Origin of the sequence: Alteromonas profundi (genome assembly GCF_010500865.1) — a bacterium.
Lineage (GTDB): Bacteria > Pseudomonadota > Gammaproteobacteria > Enterobacterales > Alteromonadaceae > Alteromonas > Alteromonas profundi.
Map to the genome: position 1 here is coordinate 68,367 of NZ_JAAAWN010000004.1, position 22,850 is coordinate 91,216.

The window sequence follows — 22,850 nt, forward strand, 5'->3', positions numbered from 1 at the left end:
TATGAGAATTTTATATGGTGTACAGGGCACGGGCAACGGGCATATTGCGCGTGCAAGAATTATGGCCGCCGCATTAGCGAATCGCCCTGATATTGATGTTGATTTTGTATTTACTGGCAGGCCCCCTGAAAAGTACTTCGATATGGAAGTGTTCGGTGATTATCGCACCCTCACTGGCTTAAGCTTTGTCACCCAAAATGGCCAAGTCGATCGTTGGACTACGTTGCGCAACGCGAACATAAAACAGCTTTTGCACGATATCAAAAAACTAGACACCCACAGTTATGATTTATTGATAAACGATTTCGAGCCCGTCACGGCGTGGGCTGCGAAGCAGCAACACACCCCTTCTATTTCAATTAGCCATCAAGCGGCCTTCGCCTACAAGGTACCGAAAACGGGTGATGGTATAGCAGACAAACTATTGATGAAGGGCTTTGCCCCCACCCAATACCAACTCGGGGTACACTGGTACCACTTTAATCAGCCTATAATTCCTCCCTTTATTGCAGATAAACCAGCTTTTGCTCCTAGTGCTGACAATATTCTGGTGTACTTACCTTTTGAAGATATAAGTGAAATTCACCAAATGCTAGAGCCCATTAGCGATCAAAACTTTCTATGCTTTCATCCTGCGATTCAACAGTCGGCAAAGCAGGGAAACATTCACTGGCACCCCACTTCAAAACATCATTTTCAGCGTGCTTTGCAGCAGTGTAAAGGGGTTATCGCAAACGGCGGTTTTGAACTTTCTAGTGAAGCATTGCAACTAGGGAAAAAACTACTGATTAAACCCTTACACGGGCAGTTCGAGCAACTTTCAAATGTTTTAACCCTCAATAAACTCAACCTATGTCACACGCTTTTTCAATTGGATACCGGCGTCACAGAAGAATGGCTCGATGCCCCTGATAATGAAGCGATAAGTTTTCCCGATGACCCTAGTGTATTGATAGATTGGTTAAAAAAAGGCAATTGGCAAGATACCAACGATTTGTGCAATACCTTGTGGAAGAATGTACATTACGGTGAGAAAACCCAAGAACACTTATTGTCTCTTGCATTTTAATACCGCAATGCGATGATAGCGGCATTTGTTCTAGCTTTCGCGGGATTCTTCGTGCTTAAAAAGTGTGTTGTACTATCAGTTATCGCCATAGCATTAACTGGCTGTGGTTACAAAGGAGCGCTCTATATTCCAGATGCGCCCAGTAAAAATACACCTCTTGATACGTCGGATGAGGCTGCGCTCAAAAACAAAACCCAAGCGCCCCCCGCCACATTAGGAGATGTTAACTAGTGGATTTTTTTGCTTATAAAGAAGGCCAATTGTTCGCCGAAGATGTTTCAGTAACCTCTCTGGCGCAACAACACGGTACGCCTCTGTACGTATACTCACGTGCCACCCTAGAAAGGCACTGGCACGCATTCAACGATGCAATAGGCGAACACCCCCACCTTATTTGCTACGCAGTTAAAGCCAATTCGAACTTAGGGGTACTGAGTGCCCTGGCGAAATTAGGCTCGGGTTTTGACATCGTATCTGGCGGTGAACTTGCTCGCGTTATCGAAGCTGGCGGCGATGCCAGCAAAGTCGTTTTCTCCGGGGTCGGTAAAAAATCTGATGAGATTCGGTATGCGTTACAACAAGGCATTATGTGCTTCAATGTTGAATCAGAACCAGAGCTACACCGAATTAATGCCGTAGCAGAAAGTCTAGGAACACAAGCACCTATTTCATTACGTATTAACCCCGACGTTGATGCGAAGACGCACCCCTACATTTCTACCGGTTTAAAAGCGAACAAATTTGGCATAGCCCGAGAACGCGCTATACAAACCTACGAATTGGCCGCCTCGCTTTCGCACTTAAAGGTAGTGGGCATGGATTGTCATATCGGGTCGCAATTAACTGAAATAGGCCCTTTTGTTGATGCGCTTGAGCGTTTGCTGCTACTTATTGATGAACTTGCTGAGCGCGGCATTGTAATAGAGCATCTGGACGTAGGTGGCGGCCTTGGCGTTACTTACGACGATGAAGAACCTCCTCACCCGAAAGCCTATGCCGCCGCGATGGCAGAAAAGATGGACGGGCGAAGTAACCTTAAACTCATTCTAGAACCAGGACGGGCTATTGCTGCGAATGCAGGAATCATGGTTACAGAGGTAGAATTCATTAAGCAAGGTGAAGAAAAAAGTTTTGCTATTGTTGATGCCGCAATGAATGATTTGCTACGTCCGGCTCTTTATTCTGCTTGGCAAAATATTATCCCTGTAATACAAGGCTCAGGTGCCACACCTCATACCTATGATGTAGTGGGCCCTGTCTGCGAAACAGGCGATTTTATAGGAAAAGATAGAGAGTTAGCTATTTGTGCAGGAGACTTTCTCGCGGTAAGAAGCGCGGGCGCATATGGATTTACTATGGCGTCAAACTACAATAGTCGCTGCCGTCCAGCGGAAATAATGGTAGATGGCGACGAAGCAATTGTTGTTCGAGAACGAGAAATTCAAAAAGATCTCTGGAAAGGTGAGCACAAACTTACGTAAACTAGGGAAAACTCAATATAAAGATGCGCAGTTAATGCAGGTTCAATTCTCAAAAATGCACGGTCTGGGGAATGACTTCATGGTGATCGACAACGTCACCCAGAACGTTTTTTTCTCAAAAGAAAAAATTCAGCAGTTGGCCAACCGCAATTTCGGTATTGGTTTCGACCAATTACTGATGGTGGAGCCGCCTTATGACCCAGAGCAGGACTTTCATTATCGCATCTTTAATGCTGATGGTTCAGAAGTAGAGCAATGCGGTAACGGTGCGCGTTGTTTTGCGCGCTTTGTAAAACAAAAAGGCTTAATCAACCGCAATAAAATTGTAGTGAGTACCAAAGCGGGAAAAATGGTGCTGTATCTTGAAAAGGATGGCCAAGTTACCGTCAATATGGGGAAGCCTGAATTTACCCCATCTGACATTCCTTTGAAGGCTAATAAACAAGAAAACACCTATATCTTAAGAGTGGATGACCAAACGCTTTTCGTCGGTTCGGTGTCTATGGGCAACCCCCATTGTGTTATTGAAGTTGACGATGTAGATACCGCCGCGGTGTTGGAAATAGGCCCTCAAGTAGAGCGTCACGAGCGTTTTCCTGAGGGAGTGAACGTAGGTTTTATGCAAATAATTAACGACTCGCATATTCGCCTTCGCGTATTTGAACGAGGATCTGGTGAAACCTTAGCATGTGGTAGCGGCGCTTGCGCAGCGGTTGCAATCGGTCAAATACAAGGTAAATTAAGCAAGGATGTTCGGGTAGATTTACCCGGTGGCAGTTTAAGGATCCGCTGGCCAGGCCCTGATAGCGTACTAAAAATGACAGGGCCTGCTGAGCATGTCTACGATGGACAAATAAACTTATGAGCGAAACTTCAGGGCAATCAAGCGCTTCTGCTGTAGTAGAAGTATTTTCTGGCGATAGTAACCTGTCGCCTGCGGATGTGTATGCGTATTTGGTTAAGCACCCTGAATTTTTTGCGCAGCACCCCGAACTCGCCGATAAAATCAAAGTACCCCATGAGCAAAAGGGAAGCGTATCTTTGGTTGAAATTCAAAGCGAACAACTACGAAAAAAGGTACGCCAACTAAATTTCAAACTTTCGCAACTGGTTAGTGTTGCTAAACAGAATGAGAAAATATATCGCGTTTATACCGATCTTAATGTGCAATTGCTCAGGTGCAAAAGCGTAGCGGAAGTACAATTTACCCTTGAAGATGTACTGCAAGAACGCTTGCAATTAGCTTCCGCGGTAATAAAAAGCTTTAAAGGTCCTCACGCTATCCCCGAGTTACAGCGCCGCCTATTTACCGAGAAACGCTTTAAAAATAGTTCTTTCTTCTTTGGCCGCTTGTCGCAACACGAACGACAGCTTTTATTTGCAGAAAATGATGCAGAGTCGGTAGCCCTTATTCTTCTTGGCGATAAGCAAGATCTTGGCATATTAGGGATCAGTAGTAGCGATGCCACACACTTTACGCCAGACATGGACACCTTATTGTTAATGCAGCTACAACAAGTACTCAATATTATTCTTCCAGAGATGATGGGGTACTAGTTGCTGTGGCAACAACGCCTGAATTAAGCGGTTCCTGCCAGTTTTGGTTAGATAAATACCTGCTACACTTACAAGTTGAGCGAGGCCTTTCTCAACATACACTTTCAAACTATCGTCGCCAATTAATTGATATTGCGCAGACATTAGGGCTAGATGAATGGTCTGGCATCACCCCCTCTGACGTAAAGCGCGTTATGGCAGCAGCCAAAATGGCAGGGCATAAGCCTCGTAGCATCGCGTTACGGTTGTCAGCTTTACGTACTTTCTGCCTATACCTAATTGAACAAAAACAGCTTTTCAGTAATCCTGTGGAAGGAATTTCGGCACCTAAACAAGGCAAGCCGCTCCCTAAGCAATTAAGTGTAGATGAGATGCAGCAATTGCTTAACGGTGAATCTGATGAAGGCATTGTGTGTAGAGATGCCGCTATGTTTGAATTACTGTATGGTTGCGGACTGCGCTTAAATGAGCTTACCAGTTTAAACTTAAGTGACTACCAAAGAGACGGCACCTTACGAGTAATGGGGAAAGGAAGCAAACAGCGCCAATTACCCATAGGACGACACGCACAGAAAGCCCTTAACGCATGGCTAAAAGTGAGGCCCGCCTATGCGGATCCCTATGAGACAGCCATCTTCGTAAGCAAACGAAAAACCCGTATTTCTAATCGGCAAGTGGCTAATCGATTGAACCAAATGGCTGAGCAACAAAGCCTCGACCGAAAAGTTAGCCCTCATAAGCTGCGCCATTCCTTCGCAACGCACGTATTAGAGTCTAGTGGTGATTTACGCGCTGTACAGGAGTTGCTTGGGCACGCCAACTTATCAACCACCCAGGTATATACCCACTTAGACTTTCAGCATCTCGCTAAGGTGTACGATGCAGCGCACCCGCGAGCACACAAAAAATAAAAAGGCCCCGATCACCCATGCAGTTTTTTCGCCCTCTATCTACTGTAAAAGCTATCACGTTCGATTTAGATGACACCCTTTACAATAATGAACCTATTATCCAGCAAGCTGAAGAAGCACTACGACTTCATATCGGCAAACATCACCCACGTGCCGCCACCCTAAACGCTAAACAGTGGAAGCGGCTGAAAGTTGACAGTATTGCCAATAACCCCCTACTCGCATCGGACATGGGTAAATTACGGCTTACCGTGCTTCGCATGGCATTATCTGAAGACTTTGGATTATCGGTTAGCGACAACGAACCACACGCTGAACTTGATGCTGCAGTAAAGCGATGTTTTGATTGCTTTTACGACGCTAGGAGCAATTTCACTCTTGCAGATGAGGTGCATAATACACTGGCGACGTTAGCGCAATGTATGCCCTTAGTCGCTATTACAAACGGCAACGTTAATGCAAAAAAAGTGGGGATAGACAAATATTTTAAACATATTTACCACGCAAGTGTTAAGCGACGCATGAAACCTGCACGGGATATGTTTGACGAAGCGTCTCATGCGCTTAACCTCCCCCCTCAACATATTTTGCACGTTGGCGACAATCTTCAAAAAGATGTTTACGCCGCCATTAACGCAGGTTTTCAGTCTGCGTGGTTTGCCTGTAATCGTCCGATGCAGTTGCATAAAGAGCCCGTCTCAGTGCTTCCCCATATCGTGTTAGACAACCTAGCTGAACTTTCCGTTTTTGCTCGCTAACGCTACGCATTACTTTTTTGTCTATTAGACAGCCACATACTCGCACTGCAAGGGAAACCTTTTAGACACCCATAACCTTTTAGACACCCATCATTATATTTGTAAATTATGGGTGTCTATGTCGAGTGAAATACACTGGACACCCACATTTGCATGTTTATTTCGTGGGTGTCTATACCAAAAAAGGTGGGTGTCCTAGTTAGCTCTATTTCGTGGGTGTCTATATCAAAAAGGTGGGTGTCCTAGTTAGCTGCCTAGTTAGCTCTTGTCCGCTTCTTTGGTTTAGCCGTTATCTTCCAATACGTTTTGGCGCATTGACTCGCATGGGTTTTTGCATACGGGGCGACCTACTACTTTGGCAGGTACGCCTACTACCGTCACGTGGGCAGGTACATCATCAAGTACCACGCTACCCGCGCCCACTTTAGAACCTTCACCAATTTCAATATTGCCTAAAATTTTTGCCCCTGCACCTACTAACACCCCTTGTCGGATTTTAGGATGACGGTCGCCCGACTCGTTGCCCGTACCACCAAGGGTTACGCTCTGTAATATAGAGACATTATCTTCGATAATTGCGGTTTCCCCCACAACAATACCCGTGGCATGGTCAAACATAACGCCTTTGCCGATGCGCGCTGCGGGATGGATGTCTACACCAAAACTTGCCGAGTTTCTACTTTGTAAAAATAGCGCTAGCTGATGACGGCCGTGTAACCACAGATAGTGCGCCATACGGTGTACTTGCACCGCGTGAAAGCCCTTAAAATGCAGTAAAGGAGTAAGATAGTCATTCACCGCAGCATCGCGTGCTTTAATAGCAAGAATATCTGCTATAGCCGCCTCGCTGATACCTGGCTCTAATAAGTAGGCTTCATCGAAAACCTCACGAATAGCCAGGGCAGGCATCACATCATCGGCCATCTTATTGGATAATACAAAGCTTAACGATGACTCAAAGTTATGATGTGCTAATACACTAGCGTGCACATAACTAGATAGCAAAGGCTCGCTATCTGCCACTTTTTGGGCTTCTTGTTTTAACGACGACCAAAAATCATTGGGCGTAGAAAATGCGGTCATGGGCTATTCCTATGAGAGGTGATGAGCAAGATGCAGCCGGTTGAAGTAACTACACGTTGAATAGTGCAAATATTACCTTAACTGCCGACGTATCAACAGCGAGGCAGCACCCGCTAAGCCTATTATTCACTCAATTCAACCAATATCTTGGTTATATCTTATTCTATACCTTGCTATATCAGCGCCCACGTTAGCAATACACATGAAATATTAGGAGTACACGGGCCCCCTCGCTTACACTGTAAAACTGGACTGTATAAATTAACAGTCAGCTGGCATAATACCGCGGTTATAAATTTGCAACGAATTAGGTAAATCACACTATGGATGTATCCAGACTGCTTGACGAACTCAACGACAAACAACGTGAAGCGGTAGCGGCACCTTTGTCCAATGCCTTGGTTTTAGCCGGGGCTGGAAGCGGTAAAACCCGTGTTCTAGTGCATCGTATTGCCTGGTTAATGGAAGTGGAGAACATAGCTCCCTTCTCTATTTTGGCGGTAACTTTTACCAATAAGGCTGCCCGTGAAATGCGAGGCCGTATTGAGTCATTAATGGGCCGCAATTTACATAGCATGTGGATTGGTACTTTTCACGGTTTAGCTCACCGCCTATTGCGGGCTCACCACGCAGAAGCTGGTTTACCTGAAAACTTTCAAATTCTCGACTCTGATGACCAGTATCGGCTTATCAAGCGCATTCTAAAAGCAATGAATTTGGACGAGAAGCATTGGCCGCCTCGCCAAGCTCAGTGGTATATCAATGGCAATAAAGATGAGGGCTTGCGTCCTCAGCATATTGAAACCCACGGCGACCATATTCAGCAGAAAATGCGGGAAATCTATGCTGCCTATCAGGATGCATGTGACCGCTCTGGCCTTGTAGATTTTGCGGAGCTACTATTACGCGCCCATGAGCTATGGGCCAAAAATCCCGACGTGTTAGCGCATTACCAACGTCGCTTCCGGGCAGTTTTAGTCGATGAGTTTCAGGACACCAACAACATACAATACGCTTGGCTACGCATGTTATGCAGCGGCGACAACAATAACATAATGATCGTTGGCGATGATGATCAGTCTATTTATGGTTGGCGGGGCGCTAACGTCGACAATATCCAGCATTTTCTGAAAGATTTTGATAGCCCTAACACCGTACGTTTGGAACAAAATTACCGCTCTACGGGCAATATATTAAAAGCGGCTAATACAGTTATCGATAATAATACCGGCCGTTTAGGCAAAGAGTTATGGACTGACGGTAGCCAAGGCGAACTTATTTCCGTCTATGCCGGCTTTAATGAACTTGATGAAGCACGTTTTATTGTATCGAAAATAAAAGACTGGTTGCATCAGGGTAACGCACTAAAAGATGCAGCTATTTTGTACCGAAATAACGCCCAATCTCGGGTACTTGAAGAGGCGTTGCTACACCAAGGTATCGCCTATCGCATTTATGGCGGCTTACGCTTCTTCGAACGCCAAGAAATCAAAGACGCGCTTGGTTATTTGCGGATGATAAACCATCCTAACGATGACGCTGCTTTTGAACGTGTAGTGAATACTCCTAGCAGAGGAATTGGTGAAAAAACGTTATCACAAGTACGCGAGGCAGCACGTGCTCACAACTGCTCTATGTGGCAGGCTACCCAATATTTAATTAACGAAAAAGCGCTGAAAGGGCGTGCACTAAATGCCATGCAAAGTTTTGTTCTACTTATTAGCGAATTAGAACAAGCCACCACAGAGATACCGTTAGAAGAACAAGCCGACCTCGCCATTCGCCAATCTGGCTTATATGCCATGTATAAGGCTGAACGCGGGGAAAAAGCCCAAGCGCGACTGGAAAACTTAGAGGAGTTAGTAACTGCCTGTAAGCAATTTATCGTACCTGATGAAGCGGAAGAAATGACGCCACTTTCTGCCTTTCTCGCTCACGCCTCTCTGGAAGCAGGTGAACAACAAGCCGATAAAGACCAAGATGCAGTGCAAATGATGACTATTCATACAGCCAAAGGGCTAGAGTTCCCGCTGGTCTTTATGGCTGGAGTAGAAGAAGGCATGTTCCCAAGTCAGATGACCAATGACGAGCCAGGTAGAATGGAGGAGGAACGTCGTCTATGCTATGTAGGTATGACGCGGGCAATGCAAAAACTCTATATTAGCTATGCAGAAAGCCGTCGACTTTATGGGCAAGATAAATACCATACGGCATCGCGTTTTATAAAAGAAATACCCGCCGACTGTGTGGAAGAAGTGCGATTAAAATCAACTATTTCGCGCCCAGTTCATAACCGCTTTAGTCAAGCTACGTCGCACGCGTCGTTTGAAGAGACCGGCTTTCAACTTGGCCAACGTGTTACTCACAGAAAATTTGGCGAAGGCATAGTTCTGAACTACGAAGGCAGTGGCGAACACGCACGGGTTCAGGTTAATTTTGATGAGTTCGGCACCAAGTGGCTTGTACTCGCTTACGCTAAATTGGAGCCGGCGTAACCATCTGGCAAGGTAGCCCGCTACCAAGTAGGCGTTTATGCAACAAAATGTATTGGTTATCGAAAATAACGAGGCCAACCTAGATATTGTCTCTAAGCTTGTTCACAAGGCAGGCTTAACGCCTGTGAGGGCTAGTTCGCTTACCGCTGCGCGGGTGCTATTTGCCCAAATGGTACCTGAGAGCTTCTTATGTGCTGTGGTGGCCTATGCGCTCCCCGACGCTACTCACGGTGAGGCCATCGACTTCACCGTGAATGCCTATATCCCTACTATTGTGACTACTGAAAATCTGGAAACTGCTACCCGAGATAAGGTTTTAGCGAAAAATGTGGTGGATTACATTCCAAAAGAAAACGCGCAGATTTATGACTACCTCAACCGCTTAATCGTCCGCTTGGAAAGAAACAAAACCATTGGAGTGGTGGTGGTTAGCAATAACCGTAGATATCGACGACATATGTCGTCACTATTAAATCGCCACAATTTTGTGGTGTATGATTGTTTATCCGCCCATGCGGCCATGGCCGTGCTAGCTCAGCATATTCATGTGCGCTTAGTTATTACAGATAACGCATTGCCTGATATGTCTGGCACCCAATTTGTATCCCATTTGCGCAAAGCCTTCACCAAAGAGCAATTAGCTATTATGGGGATAGCGGACGACCAAGGCATGTTGATGTCTGCCCACTTTATCAAAAGCGGTGCAAACGATTTCCTGCGTCTACCTATCTATCATGAAGAGTTTTTATGCAAGGTGATGCAGAATATTGAATATATCGAGAACGTAGATGCTATACGCCGCGCCGCGAATACCGATTATTTAACCGGCTTGCCTAATCGGCGACACTTTTTCTATACCGTCACTGTCGCCCATCAGCAATTACCTGAAACCCAGGCATTAGCTATTGTCGATTTAGATCATTTTAAGCAAATTAATGATACCTATGGCCATGAAGCCGGCGACATGGTGCTAAAAACGGTAGGCAATTTGTTAGAAAAAAGCTTCGAACACGATGTTCTTTCTCGTTTTGGTGGCGAAGAGTTTTGTGTGTACTTACCCAACCACACGCATCAACAGGCCAAACAAAAACTAGAAACGTTTCGCTTAGCACTTGCCGTTACCCCTATAGCGATAGGCGAGGCTATTATCTATGCTTCCTGTAGTATTGGCGTCAGTGTCATTGCTACCCAGAACATTGAAGTATTATTACGGGCAGCCGACCAGCAACTATACCTTGCCAAAACACGGGGAAGAAACCAACTTTGTTGTGACGCCACTGCTGTCTTAGCCTAACTGCAGGCTAAGACGATAAGGCCGTACGGGCGCGTTTTTGTTGTCTATATGCCACCAGCGAGTCGGCGCTAAATACCAACAGGGCTAACCACACAAAACCAAATGTAACCAAACGTGCTTCCTCTAAGGGCTCGTTGTAAAGGTATACCGCCAATATAAACATTAGCGTTGGCCCTATGTATTGAAAAAAACCAAGTGTGGAGTACATGATGCGTCGAGCCGCTGCGGTAAAGCACAACAGTGGCGCAGTGGTAATAACACCCGCAGCAAATATCAATAAATTGAGGGACAAAGGATTATTTGTTAATTGGCTATATTCAGAACCAAACAACACCCAATACCCCAGTGCTAGGGGCGACAGCATTAAAGTTTCAATGAACAACCCTGGTAGCGAGTCAACGGCCACCCGCTTTCTTAATAGCCCATACACACTGAAACTTGCAGCCAGCACCAGCGCTATCCACGGTACATGACCGTAGGAAAAAATTAAAACCGTAACGCCGACAAGCGCTAAAATAACGGCGAGTTTCTGATAGCGGCGAAGCCGTTCACCCAGAAAGAGACGGCCTAAAAACACATTAATTAACGGGTTGATGTAATACCCTAAACTGGCATCAAGAATATGGTTGTTATTAATAGCCCATATAAAAAGCAACCAGTTTGCCCCAAGCAAAAGCCCTGCAACGAACAAAATTTTCATAACCTTACGGTTGCGCAACGCGGCTGTCACTTTAGGCCATTGCTTTAGTCCGGCGATAAACACCACTAGCAGTAGCACCGACCAAATCACTCGATGCATTAAAATTTCCGCGGCTGGAATTATCGTTAACTGCTTGAAGTAAAGAGGGGCAACCCCCCACATGGAATAAGCGGCAATGGCGCATAAAACACCAACCTTGGCGTCTGCGCGTTGACGTTCAGAGTGCGACAACAAATTCTCCTATCTAACCGCAAAGGCTAGCAATCAAGGTGATGGCCTAGGCGTACATGCGCCCCAGGCCACTGTTTTAGAGTAAAAATAAAGTACCAAGACCTAAGAAGGCCACAAAACCCACTATATCGGTTACCGTGGTAAGTATTACCGAGCCTGACAAGGCGGGGTCTATTTTAAGTTTGTCCAAAATTACTGGAACAAATACCCCAGCCAGTGCTGCCGCCACAATATTAAATAGAATGGCTAAACATATCACTATCCCAAGCATTACATCGGTAAACCAAAAATAAGCCACAACGCCAATTACCAGCGCCCAAATTACGCCGTTTACACCGCCTACTTTCAATTCTTTTAACATTAATGCCCGCATATTGGCCGGGGTTACTTGCCCTAACGCTAACCCTCTTACAATTAGCGTTAGCGTTTGACTCCCTGCAATACCGCCCATACTCGCCACCACCGGCATCAGTACTGCCAGCGCCACTACCTGCTGTAAGGTGGCCTCGAACAAACCAATAAACCATGACGCTAAAAATGCGGTGAGTAAGTTAATGCCCAACCATAATGCGCGATTGCGAGCACTTTTTGCTACAGGCGAAAATAAATCTTCATCTTCATCCATACCGGCAGATGCCATCACTTGGCGTTCATAAAACTCGTTAATAAGCTCGCTAGCAGAGGTTATATCTAACCGTCCTATGAGTTTACCCGCTTCATCAGTTACCGGCAGAGCAGAGAACCCCGAACGCTGTACTTGCAATGATGCGCCAGATACATCTTCTGTACCTAACAAGGGGGTAACGGCCTCTTCAGTTAACTCAAACAAAGAGGCATGTTCATGCGCAACGAACAGGCGGGTAACTTTCACTAACCCTGAAAACTGACCTGACCGATTCACTAAATAGATACTGTCGCAATGCTGGGGCACTTCTCTGCGCAGTAAACGCAAACCTTCCCTAACTTTGGCATTTGCCGGTAAAACCAATAATTCGTGGTTAATCCAGTGCCCCACTTGCGAATCAGGAAACTGCGTTGCATCTCGAAAGTACTTTCGCTCTTGGCTATCAAGGGCTTGGTACGCTAAGTCCACCAACTTATTGGGTAACGAGTCGAGTAGTTCGAGTAAATCTTCAGCATCGATATCGGCGAAGATAGACGCCCATTCGTTGTGGGGTGTCGCATCGATAAGAATTTCACGAGGATCGCTACGCATCTCTACCAGAACGGCAAGTTTACGTTCTCGAGGCATACCCTCCCATACCACTAGGCGCCGCTCTACCGGCAAAGATTCTAATAACGATGCAATATAAACCGTATCTTGTTGGCTAAGGGCCATTAATATGGTGGCTGGATCATCGCCTGTGCTATCGTTAACAAACTCTTCAATTAAATCTGGCAAGGGTTCTGCCACCGTACACCTCCACTGAATGCTAAGCTACTATCCCAACATATAAGTTCCCGTTCCAAATGCAATATGATCGCCTAGCTCGTTGTGTAACTCCATTCGGCACACCGTTAACTTACTGCCTTTGCGAATAACTGCCGCTGTAGCAACAAAAAGAGTTCCTCTACCTGGCCTAAGGTAGTCTACGCGCATATCTACGGTTCCCATGGTAGCCAGTTTTTGTTGCAAATTAGCGAGCTCATCGCAAGGCGTAAGCCTTATGGTTTCGATAATGGCGGTTATACCACCGATTGTATCTAGCATAGTGGCAGTTACCCCACCATGAAGTATCTTTTGCAGCGGGTTACCCGTTAGCGATTGTTGCCATGGCACGTGTAACTCGATATCGTGTTGCTTACGAAGAAACTGTAAACCTAACAATTGGTTAAACGGCATTGTATCACGGAACAAACTGATCACATGCTCAATCAATTGCTCCCTTAACGGATTATTCTCAAGGGTATTTGTACTCATCATTCGTCCTTTTTGTTTTTATTTCATCTTCAAAGACGTTACGTGAGAAAACTGAGAAGTCATGTTTTAAATAATTATACCTATTAATATTTAATCTGAATTTTAGTCCAGTTTTTACGTTTCACCCGTGAAGAACGACACAAAACAGCGTAAAATCCCCGCCCATGACAACTGTAATAGCTCCAACTACGCAAGACACTGCCTTGCCGGCCGCCATATCACCTGAAACCGTACTGAAAAATGTATTTGGTTATGATGCGTTTCGTGATGGTCAAAAAGACGTAATTCACCATGTCTGCAATGGCAATGACGCACTTGTGCTACTTCCCACAGGTGGAGGTAAGTCGTTGTGCTACCAAATTCCCGCCCTAGTTAGGCAAGGAACAGCTATTGTGGTGTCGCCCCTTATTTCCTTGATGCAAGACCAAGTAGAACAAGTGAAAGCGCTGGGGGTAAAAGCAGCATATCTAAATTCAACCTTAGATCCGGCGTTGCAAGCGCAAATAGCCGACCAGCTTATCCAAGGTAAGCTCGATCTGTTATATGTTTCTCCTGAGCGCCTGCGCCAATATGGATTTCAACAAACCTTAAAATTAGCAACCGTGGCTTTGTTTGCCATTGATGAAGCCCACTGCGTTTCCCATTGGGGCCATGATTTTAGGCAAGACTACCGTGCTCTTGGTCAAATTAAAGCAAATTTTCCTGACATTCCCGTGGTAGGGCTAACTGCTACCGCTGATATTGCTACCCAAAGTGACATCTTAGCTCAACTGCAGCTCAACAATCCTTTAGTGTATAAGGGAAGTTTTGACAGACCCAATATTCGTTACCGTGTGTTATCTAAGTACAAGGCTTTCGAGCAAGTGGTGAGTTATGTAAAGCAACAAGAAGGCAGCGGCATTATTTACTGCAACAGCCGCGCAAAGGTGGATGACCTACATGCTAAATTGTTCCGCCAGGGGTTTCGGTGTGCCGCGTATCACGCAGGCTTAGACGCCGACGAGCGTGAGTTAGTACAGCGCCAATTTCTTACCGATAAAATTGATATTGTGGTAGCCACAGTGGCGTTTGGCATGGGCATTAATAAGTCGAACGTGCGCTATGTAGTACACCATGATGTACCGCGCAGCGTAGAAAGTTACTATCAGGAAACTGGCCGGGCTGGTCGAGATGGCCTCGACGCTGAAGCCTTATTGTTATTTGATGAAAAAGACGCAGCAAGAGTTAAACAATGGATAAGCCAAGGAGAGCAATCTGAGCGCAATGACATAGAGCTTCAAAAGTTTGCCGCGATGGAAGCTTTTTCAGAAGCACAAACCTGCCGTCGTCAGGTGTTACTAAATTATTTTTCTCAGTTTAGCGATAGCGCCTGTGGCAATTGCGACATCTGCTTAGATCCCCCCACCATGATTGATGGCACCGTATTAAGTCAGAAGGTACTTTCTTGTGTACTGCGACTGTCCCAACAAGCGGCTACACAATATGTAATTGACGTTTTACGGGGTAAACAACTGCGACGCTTGCAAGAAGCCGGGCACCATCAATTATCCACCTATGGCATAGGCAAGGATAAGTCAGACAGCTACTGGCACAATATTATCAACCAACTTATTCACAAAGGGCTCATTCGCGTAGATATTACCGCCAACGCAGCGCTGAGACTAACCGAAGCGGCCCGCCCTGTGCTAAAAGGTGAAGTTGCCATTCAATTGGCAGTGCCACGACTTGAATTTAAACCGGACAAAAAAGCTAAACAAGCGCCGACCAATTACGATCGTACGCTGTTCATGCGCCTTAAACACTTACGTAAAGTACTCGCAGAAGAAAACGAAGTGCCTCCCTACGTCGTATTCAGCGATGCGACCTTGGTAGATATGGCCGCTAAGCTGCCCACCAGCCGCGAAACGCTGCTCTCGGTAAGCGGTGTGGGACAAACCAAACTAGCTCGCTATGGCGAGGCCTTTATGCAACTTATCGACGACTACATAAACCGAGAAGCTTAACCTCGCAAGGGCAATATAAGGGCTAAGCGTAAGCGTACTCTCCGCCTTTTTCCAATGCCCGTTGATAAGCAGGGCGTGCGTGAACCCGCTTTACATACCCTTGAATAGCACTAAAATCTCGGGCGCGGCCACTGGCCACCAACGACTCTAATGGAAAAATCATCTGGATGTCAGCCCCCGTAGGCGCCTCGCCTGCAAACCAGGTATTGCGTGATAAGTAAGATTCTACATAACGTAAACTCTGCGCTAAATTTGGCCCATAATAGGCATTCAATATGCCGTCGATAAGTTTGTTAGTAATGGGTTTAATAAAAAACGGCTTCGAGCCCTTTTCTCGCGCTTTTTCCAACACCAAGTTGGCCACCAGCGGTGGCATTAGCGAGCCTTCTGCAAAATGCAGCCAGAACCAATATTGCTGACGGTCTTCACCGGCGGTGGGCATAACAAAATGCTCTTTAGCATGAGTATGAACTAAATACTCCACTATAGCGCCAGATTCAGCAATCGCCCCGTCAGGCGTAGATAACACAGGAGAACGTCCTAATGGGTGTACCCCACGCAGAGAATCTGGTGCTAAATTAGTCTTACTATCTCGTTGATAATGTTCTATTTCATAATCCACACCTAGCTCTTCTAGCAGCCATAAAATTCGCTGAGACCGTGAATTATTTAAATGATGTAGTGTTAACATACCTCTCCTTAGACGCTTTCCTGTTAGAATAATTGTGTTTAGCTCGATTACTATATACATATATTATAAGTAGGTAGATTACTACCTTTGGCACGCGAAGTAGCCCGTGAAACGGCAACACCCCTATTCTTATCGCATCAGCCATCTTCTACAACGGTATCACTATTATGCAGCAGTTAACCGCAACGTTACTTTTAACTCATTCTGTCGTTTCTGAAAACGCAATCCAGTTTGTCCTTCCCCTCCCTTCTACCCCTTTAAAAACACAACAGTGGGTAGACGCTTTTTGTCAGCAGTTTAATTTTACTCAAGCCGAAGCGGACTGGGGCGCTGACCGTTTTCAGGTCGCATTGGCCACCTCTACCCCCATCACAGATACTGGCGCTGAGCTTCATTGTTTACTGTGTGTAGAATGGTTGTGTGAAGCAATATGGCTTGAACCCATTGGTACAAATCAAGACCCCCACCGCCTTTTCGCGTATTTACATGCACAAAAGTGAGTAAGGCGTGAACATTTGTTTCTACAATGACGCAAAGTTCAGCTAGTATAGCCTTATGCAATTGATTTCATCAGGTCATTCAAAGGCGTCTATGCCATTAATAAAAAAGGGATTTATTCTCTTATCAGCCGCCCTGCTAGTGTTTCTATGGGTAGTACCCGTTGCTGTGTCTACCGCTGCAACTAACCAACTACGTATCGATGAAAGTTTTGATATCGCCACTATCAACGAGGTAAGCAACCAATTTATCACCCCTCTATCCGCCTCGTACTTTGATGTTTTGCAGCCTAACGGCGCCCTAAGTAACGATGATACGCTCACTGAGCAGAACAGCCGCTTTTGGCTTTCTACCGAGTTGGTAAACACGGGCTTTAGTACTGTGCCATTGGTGCTAAATATCGACCGCTTAAACCTTGATGACTTGCACATTTACTTACTGGATGACAACGAGCGAATAATTAAATCCTATCGGTATCAAGCAGGCAAAGGTGATTACTCACTACAAAAACTCCTCCCTAGTATTCGCCTTAGCTTTTCTTTAGCTGCGCAAGAACGCTCTAGACTGCTGATAGGCATTAGAGATGAAGGTTTACAAGAATTCCCCATTGCCTTGTGGCACAAACAAAAGATAGTGCAATACGATCAAAATATGCAGGTATTAATAGGGGTGGTAATAGGCATACTGGGTGTATTAGCTGGCTACTTTTTACTGTCATACTTGTTTCAGCGTACCCCCTCTCGTTTTTGGTTGGCCATGAATAACGGCGTGCTCATTGCGTTGTTCTTTATAGCTCAGGGAGGTTTAGCATGGTGGCCTTCACTTACCAACGCCAGTGAAGACGTGTTTACCCTGCTACTGGGTATTACATTCTTAATATTGGCTAAGGTGACCCACAATCTCTTTTCACGTATCCCACTTATCTTACGCATAGTCACCTTTGGCTTGCCTGTGGTTATGATGACGTGGGCATTATTGAGTAATGACTACCAGGCTTCACTTATTGTCATGGCGGGTGCTGCACTCATCGGTATTTATCACGTGCTTTTAGCGCTAATTTATAACGATAAGCGTACACCCGGGTTAAGCCGCATATTCACCATCGCATGGGTCTTCTTCTTTGTACTATACGCAATACTTCTGGATACCTTGCTTGGAAGCCTTTTGTATACCACCCCTGTGGTAACAATTATTTTAATCATATTGTGTGCCGGTTTACTTTGCTTAGGCTTCAGTGTTGAACTGAAAGAGCGTAGCTTTAATATTCAAAAACTGCTTGAGCGGGAAGCAACAATTACCAACTTGAATCGCTTTTATGACCTGTTCAGAAACTCGGCAGAGGGGTTATATACCTCTACGCTGGACGGCGAACTGAAAACCGTAAACCCCGCTATGTGCGCGTTGTTTGGTTATGAGGATGAATCTCACATGCTTAGCGCCATAGCGAATACCCGTGAATTTTATGCAAACAAAGAAGATCGCGATCTAATGGTGGGTGAGTTACTCGCCGATGGCATTATTATGGGGCGTGAATTTCAGGGGCTTAAAGCGGATGGTAGCGAGTTTTGGTTTTCCATATCCTGCCAAGTACGCAACGCACAAGATGGCAAATTTTTGTATGGCTCTATTATTGATGTCACAGAGAAAAAGCATTCCGATCTAAGCTTGCAATATATGGTAAGTCACGACGCGCTGACAGGGGTGTTTAATCGTCGGCATTTTGAAAGTATGCTTAAGAACAAATTGGCCAATGAGGATATACAAAGTATTACCCTACTCTATCTCGATTTAGATAGGTTTAAAGTGGTAAACGATACCTGTGGTCATAAGGCCGGGGATGCTTTGATAAAAGAAGTCGCCCTGCTACTTAGCGACGCGCTTCCTGATAACGCCATGATTGCCCGTTTAGGCGGGGACGAATTCGGCGTAGTCATCGACAATGAAGCCCCTGAAGGCACACACTCTATTGCCGAAACGCTGTTAGATGCGGTGCACGATTACCACTTTATGTGGGATAAACGTATTTTCAATTTAGGTGTGAGTATAGGGTTAGTAGAATGTGATAACCGCACTACGCCTTCAGAACAGTATTTGAGTATGGCTGATGCGGCTTGCTATTTCGCCAAAGAGCAAGGGCGAAATCAGATTCACCAGTACAATAAAGATGATAAGAGCATTCAGCGCTATCAAAAAGAACTCGACTGGGTAACGGAAATAAACCAAGCCCATACCGAGGAGCGCTTTTTATTATATTACCAACCCCTGCGCCCGCTTAGCTCACCTAATGACGGTTACTACTATGAAGTACTCCTACGCCTAAAAAACCCCGATGGGAATATTATTAAACCTACTGCGTTTTTACCTACAGCCGAACGCTTTGAAATGAATGTAAAAATTGATAAGTGGGTACTAACTAACACCTTTAAGTGGTTGCAGGAGAACCCTGAACATTTGGCAAACTTAAAGCGTTGCAGTATTAATTTAAATTGCCACTCACTTACCGATCGAGACTTTAAACTCTTTGTGTTAAACGCCTTCGACCGCTATGAAATTCCTTATCATAAAATATGTTTTGAAGTCATTGAGTCGGTGGCCATTATAAAAATGGAAGATACTGTTGGCTTTATGCAAACCTTTAATGAACTAGGCTGCTCCTTCGCCCTCGATGATTTTGGCAGTGGCTTTTCCTCTTACAGTTACCTAAAACACCTGCCAGTAGACATTGTAAAAATAGACGGCGCATTCATTAAAGATATGCTCACCGACCCCGTAGATGCGGCTATGGTCGCGTCTATTAAAGATGTAGCAAAAGCGATGGGTATGCAGACTGTGGCCGAATTTGTCGAATCAGACGCTACCATGGCGCAGTTAGGTAAAATAGGTATCGACTATGCCCAAGGCTTTGGGGTTGCGCATCCTACACCACTTAATGAATTCAAGCCGTTATAAGAGAATGTACATTATGTGCAAGGTAACGCTACCCATTTAAATTGATATAATGTAACATTCCCCGTCAATTTATTGGGGCAATTATCTAATCTCAGGTCTTGTAAAAGGCCATGTTCAGCCCCATTTCAACGCTTATGAACATGGGTGTAGAAGTAACATGAGCAGCAAACAGCCTAAATACGAATTTGTCAGTTCCGCAAAATTACCTACCCGAGTGGGTGACTTTCGGATTCATGGTTTTGTCGAAGCCAGCGGCCAAGAGCACGTTGCGCTATCTTATGGCGAGTGGAAAGAGAACGATGTTGTCCCTATTCGTATCCATTCTGAATGCCTTACCGGCGATGCGCTGTTTAGCACCCGATGCGATTGCGGCTTTCAGTTAGAAAAAGCCATGCAAAATATTGTAGACCATGGCTGTGGTGTACTTTTGTATCTACGCCAAGAAGGCCGTGGTATTGGCCTCCTTAACAAGATACGCGCTTATAACCTGCAAGATAGTGGTATGGATACTGTAGAAGCGAACGAACATCTTGGCTTTGATGCGGATTTACGTAGCTACGATATTTGTAAAGTTATGCTTGATACGCTTAATGTGCAACGGGTTGAATTGATGACTAATAACCCTAAAAAGCTGGCTGCGCTTACTGCACTAGGTATTGATGTGGTGGCTCGTAAGCCTATTGATCACGGTATAACCAAAGACAATAAAGGCTACATAAAAACCAAAACAGAGAAACTTGGCCACGTTTTCGACCCTCACGCATTTAAGTAATTATCCCCCTTTTTTGCCAGTAGTTTCCCTCCAAACTGAGTAAGCTTATTCAGTTTGGTTCAGCTTAGGTTAAGACCCAAAGGGCTATAAATAGTACATACTTTATGTCATTGCCTGTTCTGTTTAATTAAAAACGATCAGCGTAGTGTAGGGAGAATGTATGAAAAACATAGCCTTAACCATAGCCCTTACATTTGCTACCAGCGCAGCAATAGTGCCGCAAATGGTATTAGCATCCTCTACCGCAAATACTAGCGTGAGTAATGCCCAATACACGGATGCTGAGCTGGACAGTTTGCTTGCCCCCATTGCACTGTACCCAGACACATTATTAACCCACATACTTATTGCCTCTACCTACCCGCTAGATGTTATTGCGGCAGATCGCTGGCGTCAAAGTAACACCCATTTAAGTGCCAAGCAGGTTGAGCATGTTATTGCCCCTATCGATTGGGACCCAAGCGTTAAAGCGCTTGTTCCTTTTACCGATATTCTCAATACCATGGCGCAGGATATTGAGTGGATGGAGCAACTCGGCGATAACATGTTAGTGAATGAGGAACGGGTGTTAGCGCGAGTCCAAGATTTACGCGGGCATGCAATGAATGCCGGAAACCTAACCACCAACGAATACCTCAGTGTGGAGCGCGAAAAAGAAATTATTTACATTGCTCCGCGCCATAGAGAAACCGTGTATGTGCCTTACTATAACCCCACCATAGTGTATGGTACTTGGCACCATAGTATTGCACCACGACATTGGCATCATGGTGTAAGCTTCCATCAACGGGGAGGTTTCTACTGGTCACCCCAAGTGCATATTTCTGCTCTGTTTTATTTTGGTGGTATCCATTGGCACAATCGTTATGTGGTTACCCATCGTCAGCCTGTGAAAACTTACTATCGTGGCGCGCCTGCCAAACGGGTATATAGCAAAGGCTATCAGCGCTGGCAGCACAATGTACAGCACAGACGCGCACGCTACTCGCCCCGCATTGTGCACAGCACGCCCAAAAGCTTTCAACATAAGCGGGTTGTCCACACTAAGCCACGTGCGTCGGCTACGCGCCATGTGCACGTAAATGGCAAAAAGGCACCTAAACTAGCGCGCAAAGTAGCTTATCGCGGCGAACCTTCGGGGAAAAAACATGCCCGTGTAGAACGCGCCTTGAAAAGTCGTCCTGTGGCCCGTGAACATAGACCAAACACAAATGTGCGTCCATCAAAAGCCTCTGTAAACAAACGTGTAGTAGGTACGCACCCAGTAAAGCCTCAGCCTTTAAGAACAGCTAAAGCTCAAGATACAAAGCGTCAGTATACGCAAAAGCCGAGAACGCCGTCTCAGGGAGCCCATCGTAGCGCGAAAACACCGCGTGTTGAAACGCCTAAATCGCATTCGTTCGGTAATCGAAACGGGCGGTCTAAACCACAGCGCTACACAACAGGGGGCGAGCGGAGGGTGAAAACTCAGGTTAAATCACAACGTGTCCAACGCCATGGCAACCGCGGGCAGCTAAGCCATAAAGGATAAATCAATACCTATTAAGGTTAGCGCTGTTGTTGATGGAACGACAACATAGCGTCTACAAACCGAGGCGCGGATGCGGGGTCTAAATTGAAATACAGTGAGGGCTCAATAAGCTCTAATTCCATTATAGCCCAGTGGTTTTCTATGCGTATTAGGTCCACCCGGGCATAAAGCGCCTGCGTAGGCATCATAGATACGGCGTGTTGTGCGCTTTGCAGCATGTCTATTGTAGGGTCGATGGTGTATAGCTTGCCCCCGTGCTCTTCTTGTACCCTGAAATCACCCGTTTCAGGCACTTTTAAAATGCCATGGCTATATTTACCGCCAAAATAAAATAGCGAATACTCACCTTCTTCTATCACACTTGGAATAAAAGGCTGGATCATATGCTCGCGTTGCGCGAAACAACGGGATAGTTGGGGCAAATAGTCAAAAATGGCGTCTCGCTCAACCTTGAATGTATCATCTGCGTTTGCACTTAACACAGGCTTTATGATCAGGGTATCAGTTGCAAATTTATCATATTGCGCAGTAAATACCGCTTCATCAAACTTCGCCTGCCACTGGGTAGGTACAATGTTGATACCTTGGTTGGCAAGATCCCGTAGGTAGTACTTCTCTATGTTCCATTTAATCAGAGATAGAGGGTTCAGTAAGCACGTGTCGCTGGCCTCAATCTGCTCTAGAGTACGCATAAAGGCCTCGGGATATTGCTGATAGTCCCATGTGCTGCGCACGATGATATAGTCAAAATCATCCCAGGAGCAAGCGGGCGTGCGCCACGAAATTGTTTCTACCTGCCAGCCTTGTTGTTCAAAATGCGGGATCAGCAGTTCATCGTAAACAAAGAATTCTTCTAAATTATCGGTAGATAAAAACGCGACGTTTGGCACGGTACTGCTCCTTTCA

20 protein-coding genes are annotated in these 22,850 nt (G+C 45.6%); 14 read left to right on the forward strand and 6 right to left on the reverse strand.

Going from position 1 to position 22,850, the window contains the following annotated elements; all coding sequences use genetic code 11:
• The first annotated feature begins 1 nt into the window (after position 1).
• The 7 genes from GTH32_RS04160 to GTH32_RS04190 are packed head-to-tail and all read left to right on the forward strand — an operon-like array spanning position 2 to position 5,776.
• Positions 2 to 1,069 (forward strand): MJ1255/VC2487 family glycosyltransferase, encoded by a 1,068-nt coding sequence (locus GTH32_RS04160; protein WP_163083986.1) that lies wholly within the window; start codon positions 2 to 4, stop codon positions 1,067 to 1,069.
• A 51-nt stretch (positions 1,070 to 1,120) separates the two neighbouring features.
• Positions 1,121 to 1,300 (forward strand): LPS translocon maturation chaperone LptM, encoded by a 180-nt coding sequence (gene lptM / locus GTH32_RS04165; RefSeq protein ID WP_343033385.1) that lies wholly within the window; start codon positions 1,121 to 1,123, stop codon positions 1,298 to 1,300.
• A complete protein-coding gene (gene lysA, locus GTH32_RS04170; RefSeq protein WP_163083988.1) occupies positions 1,300 to 2,550 on the forward strand; it encodes a diaminopimelate decarboxylase in 1,251 nt (416 codons plus the stop codon). Before lptM ends, lysA begins: the two co-directional genes overlap by 1 nt.
• A gap of 34 nt (positions 2,551 to 2,584) precedes the next feature.
• Positions 2,585 to 3,415, forward strand: a complete 831-nt coding sequence (gene dapF / locus GTH32_RS04175) for a diaminopimelate epimerase (RefSeq protein WP_163084140.1) — start codon at positions 2,585 to 2,587, stop codon at positions 3,413 to 3,415.
• Entirely contained in the window at positions 3,412 to 4,107 is a 696-nt protein-coding gene (locus tag GTH32_RS04180) for a DUF484 family protein (RefSeq protein WP_163083989.1), read from the forward strand. The genes dapF and GTH32_RS04180 overlap by 4 nt, the downstream gene beginning before the upstream one ends.
• A gap of 5 nt (positions 4,108 to 4,112) precedes the next feature.
• On the forward strand, positions 4,113 to 5,018 hold the full coding sequence (gene xerC, locus GTH32_RS04185; protein WP_163083990.1) for a tyrosine recombinase XerC: 906 nt from the start codon (positions 4,113 to 4,115) through the stop codon (positions 5,016 to 5,018).
• Between the two features lie 17 nt (positions 5,019 to 5,035).
• Positions 5,036 to 5,776 (forward strand): HAD-IA family hydrolase, encoded by a 741-nt coding sequence (locus GTH32_RS04190; RefSeq protein WP_163083991.1) that lies wholly within the window; start codon positions 5,036 to 5,038, stop codon positions 5,774 to 5,776.
• Positions 5,777 to 6,058: 282 nt separating this feature from the next.
• Here the strand turns inward: GTH32_RS04190 and cysE are convergent, their stop codons facing one another.
• Complete coding sequence (gene cysE / locus GTH32_RS04195) at positions 6,059 to 6,859, reverse strand: serine O-acetyltransferase (protein ID WP_163083992.1); 801 nt, start codon at positions 6,857 to 6,859, stop codon at positions 6,059 to 6,061.
• Positions 6,860 to 7,182: 323 nt separating this feature from the next.
• Here cysE and uvrD point away from each other — a divergent pair, with 323 nt between their 5' ends.
• Positions 7,183 to 9,354 carry a DNA helicase II gene (gene uvrD / locus GTH32_RS04200; RefSeq protein WP_163083993.1) on the forward strand — a complete coding sequence of 724 codons (2,172 nt, stop codon included), beginning with the start codon at positions 7,183 to 7,185 and terminating at the stop codon, positions 9,352 to 9,354.
• A 37-nt stretch (positions 9,355 to 9,391) separates the two neighbouring features.
• Positions 9,392 to 10,648, forward strand: coding sequence for a diguanylate cyclase (locus GTH32_RS04205; RefSeq protein WP_163083994.1), 1,257 nt, complete (start codon positions 9,392 to 9,394; stop codon positions 10,646 to 10,648).
• 7 nt (positions 10,649 to 10,655) lie between these two features.
• Here the strand turns inward: GTH32_RS04205 and rarD are convergent, their stop codons facing one another.
• From rarD to GTH32_RS04220, 3 genes are all read right to left on the reverse strand, one after another.
• Positions 10,656 to 11,579, reverse strand: a complete 924-nt coding sequence (rarD, locus tag GTH32_RS04210) for an EamA family transporter RarD (protein WP_281360014.1) — start codon at positions 11,577 to 11,579, stop codon at positions 10,656 to 10,658.
• Between the two features lie 76 nt (positions 11,580 to 11,655).
• The gene (locus GTH32_RS04215; protein ID WP_163083995.1) at positions 11,656 to 12,993 is read right to left on the reverse strand and encodes a magnesium transporter; all 1,338 of its coding nucleotides are present in this window, start codon (positions 12,991 to 12,993) and stop codon (positions 11,656 to 11,658) included.
• A gap of 27 nt (positions 12,994 to 13,020) precedes the next feature.
• Positions 13,021 to 13,500 carry a thioesterase family protein gene (locus GTH32_RS04220; RefSeq protein WP_163084142.1) on the reverse strand — a complete coding sequence of 160 codons (480 nt, stop codon included), beginning with the start codon at positions 13,498 to 13,500 and terminating at the stop codon, positions 13,021 to 13,023.
• Positions 13,501 to 13,664: 164 nt separating this feature from the next.
• On the opposite strand from GTH32_RS04220, the gene recQ reads away from it, so the two are divergent.
• Entirely contained in the window at positions 13,665 to 15,503 is a 1,839-nt protein-coding gene (gene recQ, locus GTH32_RS04225) for a DNA helicase RecQ (RefSeq protein WP_163083996.1), read from the forward strand.
• Positions 15,504 to 15,525: 22 nt separating this feature from the next.
• Here the strand turns inward: recQ and GTH32_RS04230 are convergent, their stop codons facing one another.
• Positions 15,526 to 16,194, reverse strand: a complete 669-nt coding sequence (locus tag GTH32_RS04230; protein ID WP_163083997.1) for a glutathione S-transferase family protein — start codon at positions 16,192 to 16,194, stop codon at positions 15,526 to 15,528.
• A 167-nt stretch (positions 16,195 to 16,361) separates the two neighbouring features.
• Between GTH32_RS04230 and GTH32_RS04235 the strand changes: the two genes are divergently transcribed.
• The 4 genes from GTH32_RS04235 (at position 16,362) to GTH32_RS04250 (ending at position 21,944) form a co-directional block, all read left to right on the forward strand.
• A complete protein-coding gene (locus GTH32_RS04235) occupies positions 16,362 to 16,694 on the forward strand; it encodes a hypothetical protein (protein ID WP_163083998.1) in 333 nt (110 codons plus the stop codon).
• Positions 16,695 to 16,749: 55 nt separating this feature from the next.
• Positions 16,750 to 19,641 (forward strand): EAL domain-containing protein, encoded by a 2,892-nt coding sequence (locus GTH32_RS04240; RefSeq protein ID WP_246223134.1) that lies wholly within the window; start codon positions 16,750 to 16,752, stop codon positions 19,639 to 19,641.
• A gap of 157 nt (positions 19,642 to 19,798) precedes the next feature.
• Positions 19,799 to 20,413, forward strand: a complete 615-nt coding sequence (gene ribA, locus GTH32_RS04245; RefSeq protein ID WP_163083999.1) for a GTP cyclohydrolase II — start codon at positions 19,799 to 19,801, stop codon at positions 20,411 to 20,413.
• A gap of 160 nt (positions 20,414 to 20,573) precedes the next feature.
• On the forward strand, positions 20,574 to 21,944 hold the full coding sequence (locus GTH32_RS04250; RefSeq protein WP_163084000.1) for a DUF3300 domain-containing protein: 1,371 nt from the start codon (positions 20,574 to 20,576) through the stop codon (positions 21,942 to 21,944).
• A gap of 17 nt (positions 21,945 to 21,961) precedes the next feature.
• Here GTH32_RS04250 and GTH32_RS04255 read toward each other — a convergent pair whose 3' ends face one another.
• Positions 21,962 to 22,834 (reverse strand): ATP-grasp domain-containing protein, encoded by an 873-nt coding sequence (locus GTH32_RS04255; protein WP_163084001.1) that lies wholly within the window; start codon positions 22,832 to 22,834, stop codon positions 21,962 to 21,964.
• Between the last annotated feature and the right edge of the window lie 16 nt (positions 22,835 to 22,850).

What these genes read in the sequence shown, in the direction of transcription:
- GTH32_RS04230 (WP_163083997.1), bottom strand. Translation starts at nt 16,194, where the DNA reads ATGTTAACACTACATCATTTAAATAATTCACGGTCTCAGCGAATTTTA.
- GTH32_RS04190 (WP_163083991.1), top strand. Translation starts at nt 5,036, where the DNA reads ATGCAGTTTTTTCGCCCTCTATCTACTGTAAAAGCTATCACGTTCGAT.
- uvrD (WP_163083993.1), top strand. Translation starts at nt 7,183, where the DNA reads ATGGATGTATCCAGACTGCTTGACGAACTCAACGACAAACAACGTGAA.
- GTH32_RS04220 (WP_163084142.1), bottom strand. Translation starts at nt 13,500, where the DNA reads ATGAGTACAAATACCCTTGAGAATAATCCGTTAAGGGAGCAATTGATT.
- ribA (WP_163083999.1), top strand. Translation starts at nt 19,799, where the DNA reads ATGAGCAGCAAACAGCCTAAATACGAATTTGTCAGTTCCGCAAAATTA.
- recQ (WP_163083996.1), top strand. Translation starts at nt 13,665, where the DNA reads ATGACAACTGTAATAGCTCCAACTACGCAAGACACTGCCTTGCCGGCC.
- GTH32_RS04205 (WP_163083994.1), top strand. Translation starts at nt 9,392, where the DNA reads ATGCAACAAAATGTATTGGTTATCGAAAATAACGAGGCCAACCTAGAT.
- GTH32_RS04240 (WP_246223134.1), top strand. Translation starts at nt 16,750, where the DNA reads ATGCAATTGATTTCATCAGGTCATTCAAAGGCGTCTATGCCATTAATA.
- cysE (WP_163083992.1), bottom strand. Translation starts at nt 6,859, where the DNA reads ATGACCGCATTTTCTACGCCCAATGATTTTTGGTCGTCGTTAAAACAA.
- dapF (WP_163084140.1), top strand. Translation starts at nt 2,585, where the DNA reads ATGCAGGTTCAATTCTCAAAAATGCACGGTCTGGGGAATGACTTCATG.
- GTH32_RS04160 (WP_163083986.1), top strand. Translation starts at nt 2, where the DNA reads ATGAGAATTTTATATGGTGTACAGGGCACGGGCAACGGGCATATTGCG.
- GTH32_RS04180 (WP_163083989.1), top strand. Translation starts at nt 3,412, where the DNA reads ATGAGCGAAACTTCAGGGCAATCAAGCGCTTCTGCTGTAGTAGAAGTA.
- GTH32_RS04235 (WP_163083998.1), top strand. Translation starts at nt 16,362, where the DNA reads ATGCAGCAGTTAACCGCAACGTTACTTTTAACTCATTCTGTCGTTTCT.
- GTH32_RS04250 (WP_163084000.1), top strand. Translation starts at nt 20,574, where the DNA reads ATGAAAAACATAGCCTTAACCATAGCCCTTACATTTGCTACCAGCGCA.